The 17026-nt window shown below is 71.3% G+C and carries 18 protein-coding genes and 1 riboswitch; of the genes, 8 read left to right on the top strand and 10 right to left on the bottom strand.

Features of this window, described 5'->3' with window-relative positions:
• Positions 1–82 precede the first annotated feature (82 nt).
• Positions 83–829: an endonuclease/exonuclease/phosphatase family protein gene (locus ACIBL4_RS14550; RefSeq protein ID WP_399409817.1), complete on the top strand. Its 747-nt coding sequence runs from the start codon at positions 83–85 to the stop codon at positions 827–829.
• 11 nt (positions 830–840) lie between these two features.
• Here ACIBL4_RS14550 and ACIBL4_RS14555 read toward each other — a convergent pair whose 3' ends face one another.
• Complete coding sequence (locus ACIBL4_RS14555) at positions 841–1482, bottom strand: hypothetical protein (RefSeq protein ID WP_399409819.1); 642 nt, start codon at positions 1480–1482, stop codon at positions 841–843.
• Positions 1475–2272, bottom strand: coding sequence for an alpha/beta hydrolase (locus tag ACIBL4_RS14560; RefSeq protein WP_399409821.1), 798 nt, complete (start codon positions 2270–2272; stop codon positions 1475–1477). The genes ACIBL4_RS14555 and ACIBL4_RS14560 overlap by 8 nt, the downstream gene beginning before the upstream one ends.
• Positions 2273–2474: 202 nt before the next feature.
• Between ACIBL4_RS14560 and ACIBL4_RS14565 the strand changes: the two genes are divergently transcribed.
• From ACIBL4_RS14565 to ACIBL4_RS14580, 4 genes are read left to right on the top strand one after another with little or no spacing between them, the layout of a single operon-like run.
• Positions 2475–3251 (top strand): lysophospholipid acyltransferase family protein, encoded by a 777-nt coding sequence (locus tag ACIBL4_RS14565; protein WP_399409823.1) that lies wholly within the window; start codon positions 2475–2477, stop codon positions 3249–3251.
• 26 nt (positions 3252–3277) lie between these two features.
• Positions 3278–4504: a MacS family sensor histidine kinase gene (gene macS / locus ACIBL4_RS14570; protein ID WP_399409825.1), complete on the top strand. Its 1227-nt coding sequence runs from the start codon at positions 3278–3280 to the stop codon at positions 4502–4504.
• Positions 4501–5190, top strand: a complete 690-nt coding sequence (locus tag ACIBL4_RS14575) for a response regulator (RefSeq protein WP_399409827.1) — start codon at positions 4501–4503, stop codon at positions 5188–5190. Before macS ends, ACIBL4_RS14575 begins: the two co-directional genes overlap by 4 nt.
• A gap of 53 nt (positions 5191–5243) precedes the next feature.
• The gene (locus tag ACIBL4_RS14580; protein WP_399409829.1) at positions 5244–6272 is read left to right on the top strand and encodes a 6-phosphofructokinase; all 1029 of its coding nucleotides are present in this window, start codon (positions 5244–5246) and stop codon (positions 6270–6272) included.
• Between the two features lie 52 nt (positions 6273–6324).
• On the opposite strand, the gene ACIBL4_RS14585 is transcribed toward ACIBL4_RS14580, so the two are convergent.
• Together ACIBL4_RS14585 and ACIBL4_RS14590 are read right to left on the bottom strand one after the other, a co-directional pair.
• Entirely contained in the window at positions 6325–8190 is a 1866-nt protein-coding gene (locus tag ACIBL4_RS14585) for an anthranilate synthase family protein (RefSeq protein ID WP_399409831.1), read from the bottom strand.
• 112 nt (positions 8191–8302) lie between these two features.
• Positions 8303–8392, bottom strand: a complete 90-nt coding sequence (locus ACIBL4_RS14590) for a trp operon leader peptide (protein ID WP_399409833.1) — start codon at positions 8390–8392, stop codon at positions 8303–8305.
• Positions 8393–8469: 77 nt separating this feature from the next.
• Between ACIBL4_RS14590 and ACIBL4_RS14595 the strand changes: the two genes are divergently transcribed.
• Positions 8470–9822 carry a class II 3-deoxy-7-phosphoheptulonate synthase gene (locus ACIBL4_RS14595; protein ID WP_399409835.1) on the top strand — a complete coding sequence of 451 codons (1353 nt, stop codon included), beginning with the start codon at positions 8470–8472 and terminating at the stop codon, positions 9820–9822.
• A 149-nt stretch (positions 9823–9971) separates the two neighbouring features.
• On the top strand, positions 9972–10205 hold the full coding sequence (locus tag ACIBL4_RS14600) for a bacterioferritin-associated ferredoxin (RefSeq protein WP_020272981.1): 234 nt from the start codon (positions 9972–9974) through the stop codon (positions 10203–10205).
• Positions 10206–10211: 6 nt separating this feature from the next.
• On the opposite strand, the gene bfr is transcribed toward ACIBL4_RS14600, so the two are convergent.
• Positions 10212–10688 carry a bacterioferritin gene (bfr, locus tag ACIBL4_RS14605; protein ID WP_020272982.1) on the bottom strand — a complete coding sequence of 159 codons (477 nt, stop codon included), beginning with the start codon at positions 10686–10688 and terminating at the stop codon, positions 10212–10214.
• Between the two features lie 175 nt (positions 10689–10863).
• Between bfr and ACIBL4_RS14610 the strand changes: the two genes are divergently transcribed.
• On the top strand, positions 10864–11514 hold the full coding sequence (locus ACIBL4_RS14610; protein WP_399409838.1) for a sulfite oxidase-like oxidoreductase: 651 nt from the start codon (positions 10864–10866) through the stop codon (positions 11512–11514).
• A 40-nt stretch (positions 11515–11554) separates the two neighbouring features.
• Here the strand turns inward: ACIBL4_RS14610 and ACIBL4_RS14615 are convergent, their stop codons facing one another.
• The 5 genes from ACIBL4_RS14615 to thiO form a co-directional block, all read right to left on the bottom strand.
• A complete protein-coding gene (locus ACIBL4_RS14615; protein WP_399409840.1) occupies positions 11555–12433 on the bottom strand; it encodes a deoxyribonuclease IV in 879 nt (292 codons plus the stop codon).
• A 58-nt stretch (positions 12434–12491) separates the two neighbouring features.
• Positions 12492–14426: a Stk1 family PASTA domain-containing Ser/Thr kinase gene (gene pknB / locus ACIBL4_RS14620; protein WP_399409842.1), complete on the bottom strand. Its 1935-nt coding sequence runs from the start codon at positions 14424–14426 to the stop codon at positions 12492–12494.
• Positions 14427–14628: 202 nt separating this feature from the next.
• Entirely contained in the window at positions 14629–15426 is a 798-nt protein-coding gene (locus tag ACIBL4_RS14625; protein WP_399409844.1) for a thiazole synthase, read from the bottom strand.
• 2 nt (positions 15427–15428) lie between these two features.
• Positions 15429–15629 (bottom strand): sulfur carrier protein ThiS, encoded by a 201-nt coding sequence (thiS, locus tag ACIBL4_RS14630; RefSeq protein ID WP_399409846.1) that lies wholly within the window; start codon positions 15627–15629, stop codon positions 15429–15431.
• Positions 15626–16795 carry a glycine oxidase ThiO gene (gene thiO / locus ACIBL4_RS14635; RefSeq protein ID WP_399409848.1) on the bottom strand — a complete coding sequence of 390 codons (1170 nt, stop codon included), beginning with the start codon at positions 16793–16795 and terminating at the stop codon, positions 15626–15628. The genes thiS and thiO overlap by 4 nt, the downstream gene beginning before the upstream one ends.
• A riboswitch (TPP riboswitch) is annotated at positions 16793–16904 on the bottom strand. Its footprint overlaps the gene before it by 3 nt.
• Positions 16905–17026: the final 122 nt, after the last annotated feature.

Below are 17026 nucleotides of genomic sequence, written 5' to 3' on the forward strand. Positions count from 1 at the left end.
GGGGAACTGCGCGACAAGCCACGAACAACCGGCACGCGCGCACAGTCCTCGCGCCCCGAGCTCTTGGGCGTAAATTGATCACATGCCCCTGCTCCCCAACTCCCGTACCGAACCCGACGGTTCCGCGGTCATCAGGGTCCTCAGCTACAACATCCGCTCGATGCGCGACGACACCGATGCCCTGGCCCGCGTCATCAAGGCCTGCGAACCCGACCTGGTGCTGATCCAAGAAGCCCCCCGCTTCTTCCGCTGGCGCAAGAAACTCGCCCGTCTGGCCCGCGAATCCGACCTGGTCGTCGTCACCGGCGGCGCCACCACCACCGGCCCGGCGATCCTCAGCTCGCTCCGGGCGAGCGTCGAACGCACGGAGGACGTCCTCCTGCCCCACACCCCCGGCCTGCACCGCCGCGGCTTCGCCACGGCGGTCGTCCGCTTCGCCGGCACCCGCCTCGGCGTCCTGAGCTGTCACCTGTCGCTCCAGAAGGACGAGCGCTACGACCAGGCCGGCCTGCTCCTGGACCGGCTCGCCGGCATGGGTGTGGAGCACATGATCGCCGGCGGCGACCTGAACGAACGCCCCGACGGCCCCGCCTTCCGCCGCCTCGCCGACGCCCTGCGGGACTGCCACGCGACCGCGCCCTGGGGCGGCGAGCACACCTGGACGCCCGCCGACCCCTACCAGCGCATCGACGCGATCTTCGCGACCCAGGGCGTCGAGGTGCTGGGCTGCGGCGTGCCGTTCGAGCACCCCGGCGTGACCGAGGCAGACCTGAGGGCGGCCACGGACCACCTCCCGGTCCTGGCCGCCCTCAAGATTCCGGCCGCCTGAGAACGAGCCGCCTAGACGACCGCACCCCGCCCCGGGTCGTCGTCGTCCTCGTCGTCCGTCCGCATCCGCATCACCAGCGTCACGAACCCGCCGACGAACCCGCCGACGCTCAGCGTGGTCAGCCACCAGGTCATCTCCCAGCCGAGCAGCACGGCCAGCAGAAGCAGCACCGGCCCGCCCAGCACGCCGAGCCAGGCGAACTTCGCGGTGGGGTCGGCGGACGGCAGCGGGGGCGGCTCCGGCGGCACGAAATGCCCCTCGTCGTCCTCGTCGAAGTCGTCCTCGGCGGGCTCGGGCGCGGAGTAGTCGCGCGGGCCGACGCCGGGCGCGAAGGAGACGGAGCCGCCCAGAGGCTTGGCCGGCTTGTCCGGCTTGTCGCCGGATCCCTTCGGCTCCGGCCCGTCCGGCTCGCCGGGCTTCCCGGCCTCCACGGGGGCCGAGGCGGCCTCCGCGGCCGTGTCCACCCGGTCGTCGTTGGTCGGAGTCTCCAGCAGCGCCAGGTCCTCGATCGACTTGAACGGCTTGGCGCCCGGCGGGTCCGGCGGCTCGTCGCCGTACCCGGCCACGATCGCCGCCCAGGCGGCCTCCTCGTCGAACGGGACGCCCTTCTCGTCCGGCTCGCGGCCCTCGCGGTCGGAGTCGTGCTCAGCCACCTGCGGCCGTCCCTTCCTTGCCGAGACCGGGCTCCCTGCCGAGGCCGGACGCGAGCCGGCTGATGAACGAGGTGCTCTCCTCGAAAATCCGGTCCGCGTCATGGTCCAACGTGGCGACGTGGTAGCTCTGTTCCAGCAGGACCTCTTTCACGTCCGTCGACGAGATGCGGCTGAGAATACGGGCCGAGTCGGCCGGCGGCACCACATGGTCCTGCGGGCTGCGCAGCAGCAGCACCGGCTGCGTGACCTGCGGCAACTCGCGGTCGGCGATCTGGAAGAACTGGCGCAGGGAGTGCGCGGCGTGCAGCGGCACCCGGTCGTAGCCCAGCTCCCTGCTGTCCGGCTTGGCGATGTCGCTGGCGATGCCCTTCGTCGCGGGGACGATGTGGCGGATCACCGGGAGGGCGTGCGCGGCCAGGCCGTGCACCTTGTTCGCCGGGTTGACGACCACCACTCCGCTGACGGCGTCGCCGTGCCGCGCGGCGAGCCGCAGGGCCAGGGCACCGCCCATGGACAGACCGGCCACGAACACCTGCTCGCGGCGCTCGCACAGGAGGCGCAGCTCGCGCTCCACCTCCGCGTACCAGTCCTGCCAGCCGGTGATCCGCAGGTCCTCCCAGCGCGTGCCGTGCCCGGGGAGCAGCGGCAGCGAGACGGTCATGCCGCGTGCGGCGAGATGCTCCGCCCACGGGCGCAGCGACTGCGGTGAACCGGTGAAGCCGTGGCAGAGGAGCACGGCGGTCTCCCCGCCCTCGTGGCGAAACGGCTCGGCTCCGGCAAGGACCGGCACCTTCGGCCTCCTGGTCATGAGAAGGGACGGACACGATCACGGAATGTCACGGAACGTCATGGCAGGTGTCGCACGGCGTTCGCGGGACCTTCACCGTACGCGACGGCACTGACACCGACCAGGGCCGTCGGCGCCTTTGACGGCGCGCCGGGTTAAGGTCTGATCGACACATACAGGAGGCACTCGGTTGTTGTACGGCGCGATGAAGGTCGCTGTTGGGGGACCGCTGAAGGTCGCCTTCAGGCCCTGGGTGGAAGGCCTGGAGAACGTTCCCGACGAGGGCCCCGCGATCCTGGCGAGCAACCACCTGTCCTTCTCGGACTCGTTCTTCCTGCCCGCTGTCCTGAACCGCAAGGTCACGTTCATCGCGAAGGCCGAGTACTTCACCACGCCCGGGGTGAAGGGCCGGCTGACGGCCGCGTTCTTCAAGGGCGTCGGCCAGCTGCCCGTGGACCGCTCCGGTGCGCGCGGCGCGGGTGAGGCCGCCATCAGGAGCGGCATCGAGGTGCTGGAGCGCGGCGAGCTGTTCGGCATCTACCCGGAGGGGACGCGCTCGCCCGACGGGCGGCTCTACCGCGGCAAGCCGGGCGGCCTCGCGCGCGTGGCGCTGGCGACCGGCGCGCCCGTCATCCCCGTCGCCATGATCGACACGGAGAAGATCCAGCCGCCCGGGAAGGTCATGCCGAAGCTGATGCGCCCCGGCATCCGGATCGGCAAGCCCCTGGACTTCAGCCGCTACCAGGGCATGGAGCACGACCGGTTCGTGCTGCGCGCCGTGACCGACGAGGTCATGTACGAGATCATGAAGCTCTCCGGCCAGGAGTACGTCGACATGTACGCGACGGCCATGAAGCGGCAGCTCGCGGAGGCGGCGAAGGCGGAGAAGGAAGCCGAGAAGGCGGCGAAGGCCGCGCTCGCCCGGGCCGAGAAGGAACAGGCGGACAAGGAAGAATCGGAGCAGCGGCGGACCGAGCCCTAGTCGGGCTTGAGCCAGGGGTGGGGGAGATGGCCAGGCGCGAGCGAGTCATGAGGATGTCGGTCGAACAGCCGCTGTGGAGTGCGCTGACCGCCTACCGGGTGCTCACGATGCTGTACGCGGTCGGCCTGTTCGCCACCGCCTACGAGGAGTTCGTCCGGCCCTGGGTCGCCGTCGCCTACTACGTCGTGCTGGCCGCGTGGACCCTGGCCACACTGCCCCGGGTCGCGAACGCGGCCCGCTGCACCAAGGGGTTCCTCGCCGCCGACCTCACCGTCGCCCTCACCGGCATCCTGCTCACGCCCGTCGCCGACACGCACGAGCGGGTCCAGGCGGGCGGTCCGACACTGCCGTCGATATGGACCGCCGGTGCCGTCCTCGCCTTCGCCATCAAGGGCGGCTGGCGCTGGGCGGCCCTCGCCTCCAGCCTCGTGGCCGCCGCCAACCTGATCGAGCGCGGCAGCCCGGCCCGCGACACCGTCCACAACGTCATCCTCGTCTGCATCGCCTCCATCGCCATCGGCTACGTCGTCGAGGTCGCCCGCGCCTCCGAGCGCACCCTCGCCCGCGCCCTGGAGATCGAGGCCGCGACGAGGGAGAGGGAGCGCCTCGCCCGGGACATCCACGACAGCGTGCTCCAGGTGCTGGCGATGGTGCAGCGGCGCGGCGCGGTGATCGGCGGCGAGGCGGCCGAGCTGGGCCGGATGGCCGGTGAACAGGAGGTCGCGCTGCGCACGCTGGTCTCCGGCGGGCTCGTACCCGTCTCCCGGGTCTCGGAGGACGCCGCCGAGGGAGCCGTCGTCCGGGCCGTCGACGAACAGCCGGAGGAGAGCGGCCCCGTCGACCTGCGCGCGCTGCTCGCGCCGTACGCCGGGGCCAAGGTCAGCCTCGCCGAGCCCGGCGCGCCCGTGCCGCTGGCGCCGGCCGCCGCACGGGAGGTGGCCGCCGCCGTCGGGGCGGCCCTGGACAACGTCCGCAAGCACGCCGGGGAACAGGCGCGCGCGTGGATCCTCGTCGAGGACGAGCCGGACGAGGTGATCGTCACGGTACGGGACGACGGACCCGGCATCCCGGAAGGGCGGCTCGCCCAGGCCGAGGGCGAGGGGCGGCTCGGCGTCGCCCAGTCGATCCGCGGCCGGCTGCGCGACCTCGGCGGCAGCGCGGAGCTGATCTCGGTGCCGGGCCAGGGCACGGAGGTCGAGCTGAAAGTACCGAAGGACGTGACGACCGTACGGGGGAAGGCGGAGCAGCGATGACGGAGACCACTGCGGACCGGCGGGACCCGATCAAGGTCATGGTGGTCGACGACCACCCCATGTGGCGCGACGCGGTCGCCCGCGACCTGGCCGAGTCGGGCTTCGAGGTGGTTGCCACCGCGGGCGACGGCGAGCAGGCCGTGCGCCGTGCCAGGGCCGCCGCACCCGAGGTCCTGGTGCTCGACCTGAACCTGCCCGGCAAGCCCGGCGTCCAGGTCTGCAAGGAGGTCGTCGCCGCCGATCCCGCGCTGCGCGTCCTGGTGCTCTCGGCGAGCGGTGAGCACGCCGACGTCCTGGAGGCGGTCAAGTCCGGCGCGACCGGCTATCTGCTGAAGTCGGCCTCCACCGGGGAACTCCAGGACGCGGTCCGCCGCACGGCCGTCGGTGACCCGGTCTTCACCCCCGGCCTCGCCGGGCTGGTCCTCGGCGAGTACCGCCGCCTGGCCTCCGAACCCGCCCCCGCGCCCGACACCGACGAACCGAAGGCACCGCGCCTCACCGACCGCGAGACCGAAGTGCTGCGCCTCGTCGCCAAGGGCCTGAGCTACAAGCAGATCGCCGAACGCCTGGTCATCTCCCACCGCACGGTGCAGAACCACGTCCAGAACACCCTCGGCAAGCTCCAGTTGCACAACCGCGTGGAGCTGGTCAGGTATGCGATAGAGCGCGGCCTCGACGACGAGTGAGGCGCACGTCACACTGACCCTTCGTCAGGCACCTGCGGCGAAGGGACTGTTCCATGCGCGTCGGAGTACTGACCGGAGGCGGCGACTGCCCCGGACTCAACGCCGTCATCCGGGCCATCGTCCGCAAGGGCGTGCAGGAGTACGGCTACGACTTCACCGGCTTCCGGGACGGCTGGCGCGGTCCACTGGAAGGCGACACCGTCCGTCTCGACATCCCCGCCGTGCGCGGCATCCTGCCCCGCGGCGGCACCATCCTCGGCTCCTCGCGGACCAACCCGCTGAAGGAGCGGGACGGCATCCGCCGGATCAAGGAGAACCTCGCCGCGCTGGAGGTCGAGGCGCTCATCGCCATCGGCGGCGAGGACACCCTGGGGGTGGCCGCCCGGCTGTCCGACGAGCACGCCGTGCCCTGTGTGGGTGTGCCGAAGACGATAGACAACGACCTGTCCGCCACCGACTACACCTTCGGTTTCGACACCGCGGTCGGCATCGCGACCGAGGCCATCGACCGGCTGCACACCACCGCCGAGTCCCATATGCGGGTCCTGGTCTGCGAGGTGATGGGCCGGCACGCCGGCTGGATCGCCCTGCACTCGGGCCTCGCCGGCGGTGCGAACGTCATCCTCATCCCCGAGCAGCGCTTCGACGTCGAGCAGGTGTGCGCCTGGGTGACGTCCCGTTTCCGGGCGTCGTACGCGCCGATCGTCGTCGTCGCCGAGGGAGCCATGCCCAAGGACGGCGACATGGTCCTCAAGGACCAGTCGCTGGACTCCTTCGGGCACGTCCGGCTGTCCGGGGTCGGCGAGTGGCTCGCCAAGGAGATCGAGAAACGCACGGGCAAGGAGGCCCGCACCACGGTCCTGGGTCACATCCAGCGCGGCGGCACCCCCAGCCCCTTCGACCGCTGGCTCGCCACCCGCTTCGGTCTGCACGCCATCGACTGCGTCCGCGACGGCGACTTCGGCACCATGGTCGCCCTGCGCGGCACGGACATCGTCCGCGTCCCCATCGCGGACGCGACGGCCCGACTGAAGACGGTGGACCCGACGCTCTACGAGGAGGTCGGGGTGTTCTTCGGCTGACCCCCTGGTCCAGGTGCCGGTCGGGGCCGCGCGGCCCCGACCGGACCCCGTGCTACACCGAGGGCGCGCTCGTGCCCCGTAGCTGTCCCACCAGGTCCCGCACGACCCGCGCGCCGTTCAGCGTCAGCACCGACTCGGGGTGGAACTGCACGCCCGCGAACCCGGGCCCCCGCAGCGCGTGCACCTCCCCGTTCGCCGCGTGGCTCACCTCCACACCGTGCGCGGCCAGCTCCTGCCGGGCCCCTTCGTCGCAGTGCGCTACGAAGCTGTTGTAGAAACCGACCGTCTCCGGCCGCCCGAACAGATCGATCGTCGTCTGCGCCCCCTGGTAGGGCACGTCCTTCCGTACGATCTCCAACCCCAGCTCGGCCGCGATCAGCTCGTGCCCGAGGCAGACGCCGAGCACGCCGTGCGGGTGCTCACGGATGACCTCCGCGGTGAGGCTCCGCAGGAGCCGCATCTTGGGATCGGTGAGGTCGGAGGGGTCACCGGGACCCGGGCCGAGCACGACCGGGCCCTCGTGCGCGAGCACCGCCTCGCGGAGCCGGTCCTCGTCGTACCGCCGGACGGTCACCTCCAGTCCGCCCGACCGCAGCACATGCGCGAGCATCGCCGTGAAGGTGTCCTCGCCGTCGACGACCAGGGCGTGTCCGGCGAGTTCCCCGGACGGCTCCTGCATCCGCAGCCAGAACGGCGCCAGCGAGGCCCGGCGCCCGTCCAGCGCGGCCTGTACGCGCGGATCGTCGGCCAGGCGCGGCCGTGCGGACTCCTCGCGCGGCCGTCCCGGCCGTACGCCCAGCGCCGTCAGCACCCCGGCCGCCTTCGCGTGCGTCTCCGCGACCTCGCCCGCCGGGTCGGACCCGCGCACGAGCGTGGCACCCACCGGCACCCGCAGCCGGCCACCGGCGTCGATGTCGGCCGTGCGGATGAGGATGGGGGAGTCGAGGGTCTGGGCGCCGCCCGAGTCCCGGCCGAGGAGGGCCAGCGCACCGGCGTAGTACCCGCGCCCGCCGACCTCGTGCCGCTCGATGACCCGGCAGGCGTTCTGCACCGGCGAGCCCGTGACGGTCGCCGCGAACATGGTCTCTTTCAGGACCTCACGCGCGTCCAGCGAGGACTTGCCGCGCAGCTCGTACTCGGTGTGCGCGAGGTGTGCCATCTCCTTCAGCCGGGGCCCGACGACGACCCCGCCCATGTCGCCGACGGTGCACATCATCTTGAGCTCCTCGTCGACGACCATCGACAGCTCCTCGATCTCCTTGCCGTCGGCGAGGAAGTCCAGCAGGTGCTCGGGCGTCGGCCCCTCGGCGGGATAGCGGTACGTGCCGCTGATCGGGTTCATGACGACCGTGCCGCCGGACATCCGGACATGCACCTCCGGGCTCGCCCCGACCAGCGTCCGGTCGCCGGTGTGCACGACGAACGTCCAGTACGCGCCGCGCTCGCCCTCCAGCAGCCGCCGGAACAGCGCGAGTGCGTCGGCCCGGCCGAACCCGGGGATCTCCCCCTCGTACGTCCGGCGGATCACGAAGTTCGCGCCCTCGCCCCGCCCGATCTCCTCCCGCAGCACGCGCCCGACGATCTCCGCGTAGTCCTCGTCACCGACGTCGAAGCCACCGCCCTCGACCCGCACGTCGTGCGCCGGGAGCTGGGCCAGGGCGTCGGCGAGCGGGACGCCGTAGGACTCCACGGGTGACAGCACCGACAGCGGCGTGCCGTCGTCGCGGACGTCGAAGCCGCGCTCGCGGATCTGCCGGAAGGGGACGAGCGCCAAGCCCTCGTCGGGGAGGTCGGCGAGGCGGTCGTACGGGGTGACCGGGCCGATGAGGACCTCGATCAGGTCGTGGTCGTGGCCGGGGGTGCGGCGGCGGAGCAGGGCGAAGGGGCGGGGCTCGTGCAGCAGCTGTGTCAGGTCCATGGTTCCTCCGTGGCTGTCGATCGACGGCGATCGATGTCGGTGAGGAGCGGACCTAAGGGAAACACCGAAGGCCGCCCTCGGGCGGCCTTCGCGAAGTCTGTCGTACGCGCAGTCAGTGGGCCGCCGGATGAGCGGTCCACCACCAGGTCTGGATCGAGTGCGCGAACATGGCAGGCACCTTACCCCATGCCCGAGACCCCATGTCCGAGTCGTGTACCCCGTGTCTCACTTGCTGGGCATGGGCCAGGACGCCCGACACGACCCCGTAATGTTGACGCCGTGACCGTGAACGCTAAGACCAGCGCGAGTGCTGGCAACACCTGGCGAGACCTGCCCGCGGCGCAGCAGCCCGAGTACCCCGACACCGAGGCTCTGCGCGCAGTCGTTGCGGACCTCGAGTCGTATCCGCCGCTCGTCTTCGCGGGCGAGTGCGACCAGCTGCGCGCCCGGATGGCGGCCGTCGCCAAGGGAGAGGCGTTCCTCCTCCAGGGCGGCGACTGCGCCGAGGCCTTCGACGCGGTGTCCGCGGACCAGATCCGCAACAAGCTCAAGACGCTGCTCCAGATGGGCGCCGTGCTGACGTACGCCGCGTCCGTGCCGGTCGTGAAGGTCGGCCGCATCGCCGGCCAGTACTCCAAGCCGCGCTCCAAGCCGACCGAGACCCGCGACGGCGTGACGCTGCCGACGTACCGGGGCGACTCCGTCAACGGCTTCGACTTCACCGAAGAGGCCCGGATCCCGGACCCCGAGCGGCTGAAGCGGATGTACCACGCGTCGGCCTCCACGCTGAACCTGGTGCGCGCCTTCACCACCGGCGGCTACGCCGACCTGCGCCAGGTGCACGCCTGGAACCAGGACTTCGTGAAGTCGTCCCCGTCGGGGCAGCGCTACGAGCAGCTCGCCCGGGAGATCGACAACGCGCTGAACTTCATGCACGCCTGCGGGGCAGACCCCGAGGAGTTCAAGACCGTCGAGTTCTACTCCTCGCACGAGGCGCTGCTGCTCGACTACGAGTCCGCCCTGACTCGGGTCGACTCCCGCACCGGGCAGCTGTACGACGTCTCGGCGCACATGGTGTGGATCGGCGAGCGCACCCGGCAGCTGGACCACGCGCACATCGAGTTCGCCTCGAAGATCCGCAACCCGATCGGCATCAAGCTCGGCCCGACGACCACGGCCGAGGAGGCGTTGCAGTACATCGAGCGCCTCGACCCCGAGCGCGAGCCCGGCCGGCTGACCTTCATCGTCCGCATGGGCGCCGACAAGGTCCGCGACAAGCTGCCCGAGCTGGTCGAGAAGGTCACCGCTTCCGGCGCGACGGTGGCCTGGATCACCGACCCGATGCACGGCAACACCTACGAGGCGGCCTCCGGGCACAAGACCCGCCGCTTCGACGACGTGCTCGACGAGGTCAAGGGCTTCTTCGAGGTTCACAAGGCGCTCGGCACCCACCCGGGCGGCATCCACGTGGAGCTGACCGGCGACGACGTCACCGAGTGCGTGGGCGGCGGCGACGAGATCTTCGTCGACGATCTGCACCAGCGCTACGAGACGGCCTGCGACCCGCGGCTCAACCGCAGCCAGTCGCTGGACCTGGCGTTCCTCGTGGCCGAGATGTACAGGGACCAGTAACGGGTTCGCCTGTTACCCGACATCGACTGGGGCGCGGATCACATACGATCCGCGCCCCTCTCGACTTTTGTGCCTCGCACCGGGCGGGTAAGGTTAGGTTAGCCTCACCGATCAACGGGGACGGCGCCTTGGAACGACCCTGTCGGGAGGTGGACCGCGTGTACGTATGCAGTTGCTTCGGGATCACCGAGCAGCAGGTCAAGCAGCACGCGGACGGCGGCGCCTGCACCCCCCGGCAGATCGCCTCCGCCTGCAAGGCGGGCACGGACTGCGGGTCGTGCGTGCGTCGCATCCAGGCGATTCTCGGCAGGGGTGCGTGCCCTCGCCGTGAGATGGCCGACCGGGGCCAGCCGGTGCTCGCGGAGCTGGAAGACGCCGCTTAGAGCCGCCTAGCTCGGCTGCTCGATCTGCTGCGCGATGTACAGCGCCTCGCCGATCTTGTCGATGAGCTCCAGCTGCGTGTCCAGGTAGTCGATGTGGTGCTCCTCGTCCTCGAGGATCGACTCGAAGAGGTTCGCGGACGTGATGTCGCCCTTGCTGCGCATCACCTCGATACCGCGCTTGAGGCGGTCGATCGCCTCGACCTCGACCTGCCGGTCCGCCTGGAACATCTCGGTGACCGTCTGACCGACCCGGACATGGAAGAGCCGCTGATAGTTGGGCAGGCCGTCCAGCATGAGGATGCGTTCGGTGATCTTGTCCGCGTGTTTCATCTCGTCGATGGATTCTTCACGCGTGTACTTGGCGAGTTTGGTCCAGCCTTTGTTGTCCTGGATCCGGTAGTGCAGCCAGTACTGGTTGATCGCCGTCAGCTCGCCGGTCAACTGCTCGTTGAGGAATTCGAGGACTTCGGGGTCGCCCTGCATCGCAGAGGCTCCTTCCGCGCGGGGGGAACTGGCAGGTTGCGCCGCATGATTCCACCGGCGGCGAAGATCGTCCAGTAAGTCTTCACTTACTAAGTAAGGGCATGCTTAGTTCTAATTGCCCGCTTTGAGGCTGCCCCGGTCGGGGGCATCACCGGGGGTCTGTCAGGATGGAGCCATGGGTCAGCCGGTGGGACACGAATCGGGAGAAGGGCGCGATCCGGCAGGAGCGACGCAGCCCGGGCTTCCGCCGGGACAGCGGGTGCAGCGCGGCTGGCCGGTCACGCACTACGGGCCCGTCCCCAAGTTCCGGCCGGAGCGCTGGGAGTTCAGGGTCTTCGGGGCCACGGCGGACGGCGGCAAGCACTGCTGGACCCACGAGGAGTTCACGGCCCTGCCGTACACCACCGTCGTGGCCGATCTGCACTGCGTCACCAAGTTCAGCATGCTGGGCGCCGAGTGGGGCGGTGTCCCCGCGCGCACGATCCTCGACCTCGCCCCGCCCGCGGACGATGTCACCCATGTGATGGTGTGGGCCGAGTACGGATTCAGCTCCAACCTCCGGCTGTCCGACTTCGCCTCCGAGCACGTCCTGTTCGCCACTCACAAGGACGGGGAGCTGCTCACCGCCGAGCACGGCTTCCCGCTGCGCCTGATCGTGCCCCACCTGTACGCCTGGAAGGGCCCCAAGTGGGTGCGCGGCGTGGAGTACATGACCGCCGACCGGCGCGGCTTCTGGGAGGAGCGCGGCTACCACAACATCGGCGACCCGTGGCAGGAGCAGCGCTACTCCTACCAGGAGGAGCCGGGGGACGGCCCCGACCTCTGAGGCCTGCGAGGCTCTGACGCCTCCGGTGCCTGTGCCGTCTTCAGCAGTCGCGCAGCTTCTTCAGCCGCTCCACGTCCGCCGCGTGCCCCTCCTTGCCGCCCGGAGTCTCGATGATCAGCGGCACGCCCTCGGTCGCGGGGTGTGTCATCAGGGCCCGGAACGGGTCCTCGCCGATGTGGCCGACGCCGATGTTCTCGTGCCGGTCCTTGTGCGCGCCCACCACGTCCTTGGAGTCGTTGGCGTGGATCAGCTTCAGCCGGCCCTCGCCGACCGTGTCCACCAGCAGGTCCAGCGTCTGGTGCATGCCGGACGGGCCGGTCAGGTCGTGCCCGGCGGCGAAGATGTGGCAGGTGTCCAGGCACACGCCCAGCATCGGATGCGCGTCCAGCGCCTCGAAGTACGGGCCGAAGTCCCAGGTCCGCGAGCACAGGGAGGCGCCCTGGCCGGCGGTCGACTCCAGCAGCAGATACGGGTCGTCGTCGTGGGTCAGCTCGTCGAGCAGCGGCAGCAGACGCTCCCGTACCTGCTGCAGCGCCACCGACCGCTCCCGGCCGCCGGTCGCGCTGCCGGTGTGCACGACCACGCCCAGTGCCCCGATCTCCCGTGCGCGGCGCAGCGAGTGCCGCAGCGACTCCACCGACCGCTCCACGGTCGCCTCGGTGTGCGAGCCGAAGTTGATCAGGTAGGGGGCGTGCACGTACGCCGGGATCGACTCGGCGTCGCACGCGGCGCGGAACGCCTCGTCCTGCTTCGGATTGCCGGCCGGAGTGGCCCAGCCGCGCGGGTTGGCGACGAAGACCTGGACGGTCTCGGCCTTCAGGTCACGGGCGTAGGTCAGACCGACGGAGTGGAGCCCACCGGCCACGGGGACGTGGCCGCCCACGGGGTTGCGGGAGGGGCGGGACAGCTGAAGATTCACCCGTTCAGGGTGTCATGCGCCCGGCCCTGCCCCGTCCACGGGCTCCCCGTCCGGGCCCTCACCTGATCTTGATCGTGATCGTCGAGCCCTTGGGCGCGGTCTCGCCACCCTTCACGGACTGGTCCTTCACCGTGTCGCCGAACAGACCGAGCAGTCCGCGGTCCTCGTCGACCTGGAACCCGGCGCCCTTCAGCTCCCGCGTGGCGTCGTCGACGCTGTCGCCGACCACGTCCGGGACCTCGATCATCTCGGGGCCCTTGGACACCGTCAGCGTCACGGTGTCGCCCTCGGCCGCCCGGCCGCCGGGGTTCGGGCTCTGCCGGGCGACCTGGCCCTTGTCGAACTCGGAGGAGGTGACCCGCTCGGTGGCGACCTTCACCTTGAGACCGGCGTCCGTCAGCTCGGCCCTGGCGTCGGCCAGGTCGTCACCGGTGACGTCGGGGATGTCGATGGGGCTGCCCTTGCTGACGACGAGCGCGACCGCCGAGCCCGCGCGCACCTTCGTGCCGTCCGCCGGCCGCGCGGAGATCACCGAGCCCCTGGGCACGTCCTCGCTGAACTCCCGGGTGACCATGCCCGGCTCCAGCCCGTCCTCCTTCAGCAGCGACCGCGCCTTGTCCAGCCGCTGTCCCTCCAGGGCGGGCACCCGTACGTTCTCGGGGCCGTCGGAGATGGTGAGGGACACCGAGTCGTTGCCGCGGATGCGCGTCCCGGCCTTCGGGTCGCTGCTGATGACCGTGCCGCGCTTCACGGTGTCGCTGTAGGCGTGCTCCACCTTGCCGAGCTCCAGCCCGGCGTCCGCCAGCCGGTCCTCGGCCTGCGCCTGCGTCTTCGCCAGCAGCGGGGGGACCTCGGTGAACTGGCCCGAGTTGACGTACCAGATGCCGGTGCCGAGTCCGAGCACGAGCAGAACGGCGACGACGACGGCCATGGGGCCGCGCCGGGGTCCCGAGCGGCGCCGGGACGGCGGGGGCGGCGGGGACTCGAAGCGGCTGGTGCGGTTGAGCGCCGCCGCGGAGCCCTCCTCGTCCTCGTCGACGGGCAGGGGGCGCGGCGTGGCCAGCGCACGCGGGATCACGCTCGTACGGTCGTCGGCGTTGACGTGGTCCGCGGCGAGCGCCTGCGGCGGCACCGCGTCCAGCTGCTCCGCGGTCAGCCGGCCGCGCCCGTCGCGGACCTGCGCGAGCAGCGCCACCGCGTCGTGCGGGCGGATCTCCGGGGTGCGAGCGGTCGCCGAGGCCACCATCTCGTCCAGCGCGTACGCCAGACCGGGCACGGCGGCCGAGGGCGGCGGGACGTCCTCGTGCAGATGCTTGTAGAGGATCACGGCCGGGGAGTCCCCGTCGTGCGGCTTGTCGCCGGTGAGCATCTCGTACAGCATCACGCCGCACGCGTACACGTCGACGCGGGGGTCGGCGGTGCCGCTCTCTATCTGCTCGGGAGCGAGGTACGAGACCGTGCCGAGGACGGTGCCGGTGGTGTTCGTCACCGTGTCCACGGCCCGTACGAGGCCGAAGTCGGCGACCTTGACCCGGCCGTCGTCCCCTATCAGGACGTTCTCGGGCTTCATGTCCCGGTGCACGAACCCGGCGCGGTGCGCGGCGCCCAGCGCGGCCAGCACCGGCTCCAGGATGTCCAGGGCGGCACGCGGCTGCAGGGCCCCGCGCTCGCGCAGCACGTCCCGCAGGGTGCAACCCGCGACGTACTCCATGGCGAGGTAGACGTAACCGCCGTCGGTGCCCTGGTCGAAGACCTGCACCACGTTCGGGTGCGCCAGCCGGGCGACCGACTTCGCCTCGCGGATGAACCGCTCGACGAACGAGCCGTCGACCGCGAGCGAGGGGTGCATCACCTTGAGTGCGAGGACCCGGTCGAGCCGGGTGTCCACGGCCCGGTAGACCGTGGCCATCCCGCCGACCGCGATCCGCGCGTCGATGCGATACCGGCCGTCGAGCACCTGCCCGACCAAGGGGTCCTGAAGGGTCGTGTCCACGCAGGCGAGTGTACGAGCCACGACTGACAGCTCTCGCGCCCCGGCCATTTTCGGGGCGCGACTGAAGCGGACCTGTGACGTGCGTCCCCTTAGCTGCGGGCAGTCGTGCCTCCCCCAGTGCCTTAAGGGCGGCACGGGTGGGCGCAGCGGCACCCCGCACCGCCGGGCTGCGAAACGCCCCGGCCTCAGCACCAACGCCGGGTCACTGAAAAGCAGGCCGCTCAGGATCCAGCGCAGCCATGCCCTCAGCCGGCGAAGACGCCTCCGCGAAATGCCGCCGAGGAATACGCCCAGCCCGATAAGCCAACCTCCCCGCCTCGACCGCGTTCCTCATGGCGGCAGCCATCAGCACCGGCTCCCGCGCCCGCGTCACCGCCGAGGCGAGCATCACACCCGCACACCCCAGCTCCATCGCCAACGCCGCGTCCGACGCCGTACCGGCCCCCGCGTCCAGAATCACCGGCACACGCGCGTGCTCGACGATCAGCTGGAAGTTGTGCGGATTGCGAATGCCCAGCCCGGAGCCGATCGGCGAGCCGAGCGGCATGATCGCAGCGCACCCCACGTCCTCCAGCTTCCGCGCCAGCACGGGGTCGTCATTGGTGTACGGCAGCACCGTGAACCCGTCGTCGACCAGCGTCTCGGCCGCCTCCAGCAGCTCGATCGGGTCCGGCAGCAGCGTGCGCTCGTCGGCGATGACCTCCAGCTTGATCAGGTCCGTGCCGAGGGCCTCGCGCGCGAGACGGGCCGTGAGGACGGCCTCGCCGGCGGTGAAGCAGCCCGCCGTGTTGGGCAGGACGCGGATGCCGAGCTTGTCCAGGACGGACAGCACCGAGCCGTGCACCGAGGCGTTCACCCGCCGCATCGCGACCGTCGTCAGCTCCGTCCCGGACGCGACCAGCGACCGTTCCAGCACGTCGAGGCTGGGCGCCCCGCCCGTACCCATGATCAGGCGGGACGTGAAGGACGTACCACCGAGGACAAACGGATCGTCGGCCATGATCAGCCTCCTTGGACGGCGGTGAGGACTTCCACGCGGTCCCCCTCGGAGAGGGTCGTGGACGGCCACTGCGCGCGCGGGACGACGGTTTCGTTCAGGGCGGCGGCCACGCCGGACGGCGCGGCGGTGAGGGACTTCACGACGGTGTCGAGAGCCGTACCGGGCCGGACCTCCCGGGGCTCCCCGTTGACGGAGATGTTCATGCGGGCTGCTCCGTGAGTGCGGTGGCGCTGCTGAAGCGCTTCGGCGTGAAGGGGCGGGCCTCCTCGGGGAGCTCACCCGTCGTCAGGACGTGCGCCATCGCGTCGCCGGTGACCGGCGTGAGCAGGACGCCGTTGCGGTAGTGCCCGGTGGCCAGCAGCAGCCCCTCCAGCCCGGTCGGGCCGAGCAGGGGCGCGTTGTCGGGGGAGCCGGGGCGCAGTCCGGCCCGGGTCTCGGTGAGGGGCAGCTCGGTGATGCCCGGGACCAGCTCGTGCGCGTCGCGCAGCAGCTCGTACACGCCGCCCGCGGTCACGGTGGTGTCCCAGCCCAGCTCCTCGCTGGTCGCCCCGACGACCAGCTCGCCGCTCTCGCGCGGTACCAGGTAGACATGGCTGCCGCGCACGACCGCGCGCACGGTCCGGTTCAGGAAGGGCCCGTGCCGCCGCGGCATGGTCAGCCGTACGACCTGCCCCTTCACCGGCCGCACGGGCGGCAGCACATCCTCCGGGACGCCCGCGAGCCGCCCGCTGAGGCTGCCCCCGGCCAGGACGACCTGCCCGGCCTCCAGCGGGGTGCCGTCGTCCGTGACGGCGCCCGTGGCCCGGTCCCGTGCGACGGTGAGCCGCTCGGCCCACGCCCGGTGGAAGACCACACCGGCCCGCTCGCACGCGGTGACCAGCGCCCCGGCCAGCCGCCGAGGATCGATCTGGTGGTCCCCGTCGACCCGCAGCCCGCCGCGCACGCCCGGCGCGAGCATCGGCTCCAGGCGACGGCACTCCCGCCCCGACAGCCACTGCGACTCCAGGCCCGACTGCTGCTGCAGGGCGTGCAGTTCGCGCAGATGGGCCCGGTCGTCGGCGTCCAGGGCCACGGCGAGCGTGCCGCACCGGCGGTAGCCGAGGTCGTGGCCGGTCTGCTCGGTGAGCTCGGCCGCGAAGTCCGGGTAGCGCCGGGCGGAGGCCAGATTCAGCCCGAGCAGGGTCTGCTCGCCGTAGTGCAGTTCCGTGACGGCGGCCAGCATCCCGGCGGCCACCTGTGCGGCTCCGCCGCCCGGTTCCGGGTCCACCACGGACGTGGCGAGCCCGCGCTGCGCGGCCCGCCACGCGGTGACCAGGCCGATGATCCCGCCCCCGATGACGAGGACGTCTGACGTGCGCGTACGCGACATGGGCGTCCAGCCCCTCCCTTCGCCGGCATGACCCGGATCAGGTTCGTACGGTCGGAGGCCGCCAGCCTCCCTCTCAGCCCGGTGCGTCCGGGCTCCCGCGAGTGCATTGCGTTGGCCACCCACCCTAGCCCGCTGCCGTATGCCGCAGTAAGGGAGCCACCACCACGGCCCGCTTCCTCGACGGCCCGGTCCGCGCCCCGGTCGCGTGTGCAGCAGGTCACTGGGTATGAG

Source organism: Streptomyces sp. NPDC050416, assembly GCF_044458845.1.
GTDB lineage: Bacteria > Actinomycetota > Actinomycetes > Streptomycetales > Streptomycetaceae > Streptomyces.

What these genes read in the sequence shown, in the direction of transcription:
- ACIBL4_RS14580 (WP_399409829.1), top strand. Translation starts at nt 5,244, where the DNA reads ATGCGCGTCGGAGTACTGACCGGAGGCGGCGACTGCCCCGGACTCAAC.
- ACIBL4_RS14625 (WP_399409844.1), bottom strand. Translation starts at nt 15,426, where the DNA reads ATGGCCGACGATCCGTTTGTCCTCGGTGGTACGTCCTTCACGTCCCGC.
- ACIBL4_RS14565 (WP_399409823.1), top strand. Translation starts at nt 2,475, where the DNA reads ATGAAGGTCGCTGTTGGGGGACCGCTGAAGGTCGCCTTCAGGCCCTGG.
- ACIBL4_RS14610 (WP_399409838.1), top strand. Translation starts at nt 10,864, where the DNA reads ATGGGTCAGCCGGTGGGACACGAATCGGGAGAAGGGCGCGATCCGGCA.
- thiO (WP_399409848.1), bottom strand. Translation starts at nt 16,795, where the DNA reads ATGTCGCGTACGCGCACGTCAGACGTCCTCGTCATCGGGGGCGGGATC.
- ACIBL4_RS14590 (WP_399409833.1), bottom strand. Translation starts at nt 8,392, where the DNA reads ATGGGGTCTCGGGCATGGGGTAAGGTGCCTGCCATGTTCGCGCACTCG.
- thiS (WP_399409846.1), bottom strand. Translation starts at nt 15,629, where the DNA reads ATGAACATCTCCGTCAACGGGGAGCCCCGGGAGGTCCGGCCCGGTACG.
- ACIBL4_RS14550 (WP_399409817.1), top strand. Translation starts at nt 83, where the DNA reads ATGCCCCTGCTCCCCAACTCCCGTACCGAACCCGACGGTTCCGCGGTC.
- macS (WP_399409825.1), top strand. Translation starts at nt 3,278, where the DNA reads ATGGCCAGGCGCGAGCGAGTCATGAGGATGTCGGTCGAACAGCCGCTG.
- ACIBL4_RS14575 (WP_399409827.1), top strand. Translation starts at nt 4,501, where the DNA reads ATGACGGAGACCACTGCGGACCGGCGGGACCCGATCAAGGTCATGGTG.
- ACIBL4_RS14585 (WP_399409831.1), bottom strand. Translation starts at nt 8,190, where the DNA reads ATGGACCTGACACAGCTGCTGCACGAGCCCCGCCCCTTCGCCCTGCTC.
- bfr (WP_020272982.1), bottom strand. Translation starts at nt 10,688, where the DNA reads ATGCAGGGCGACCCCGAAGTCCTCGAATTCCTCAACGAGCAGTTGACC.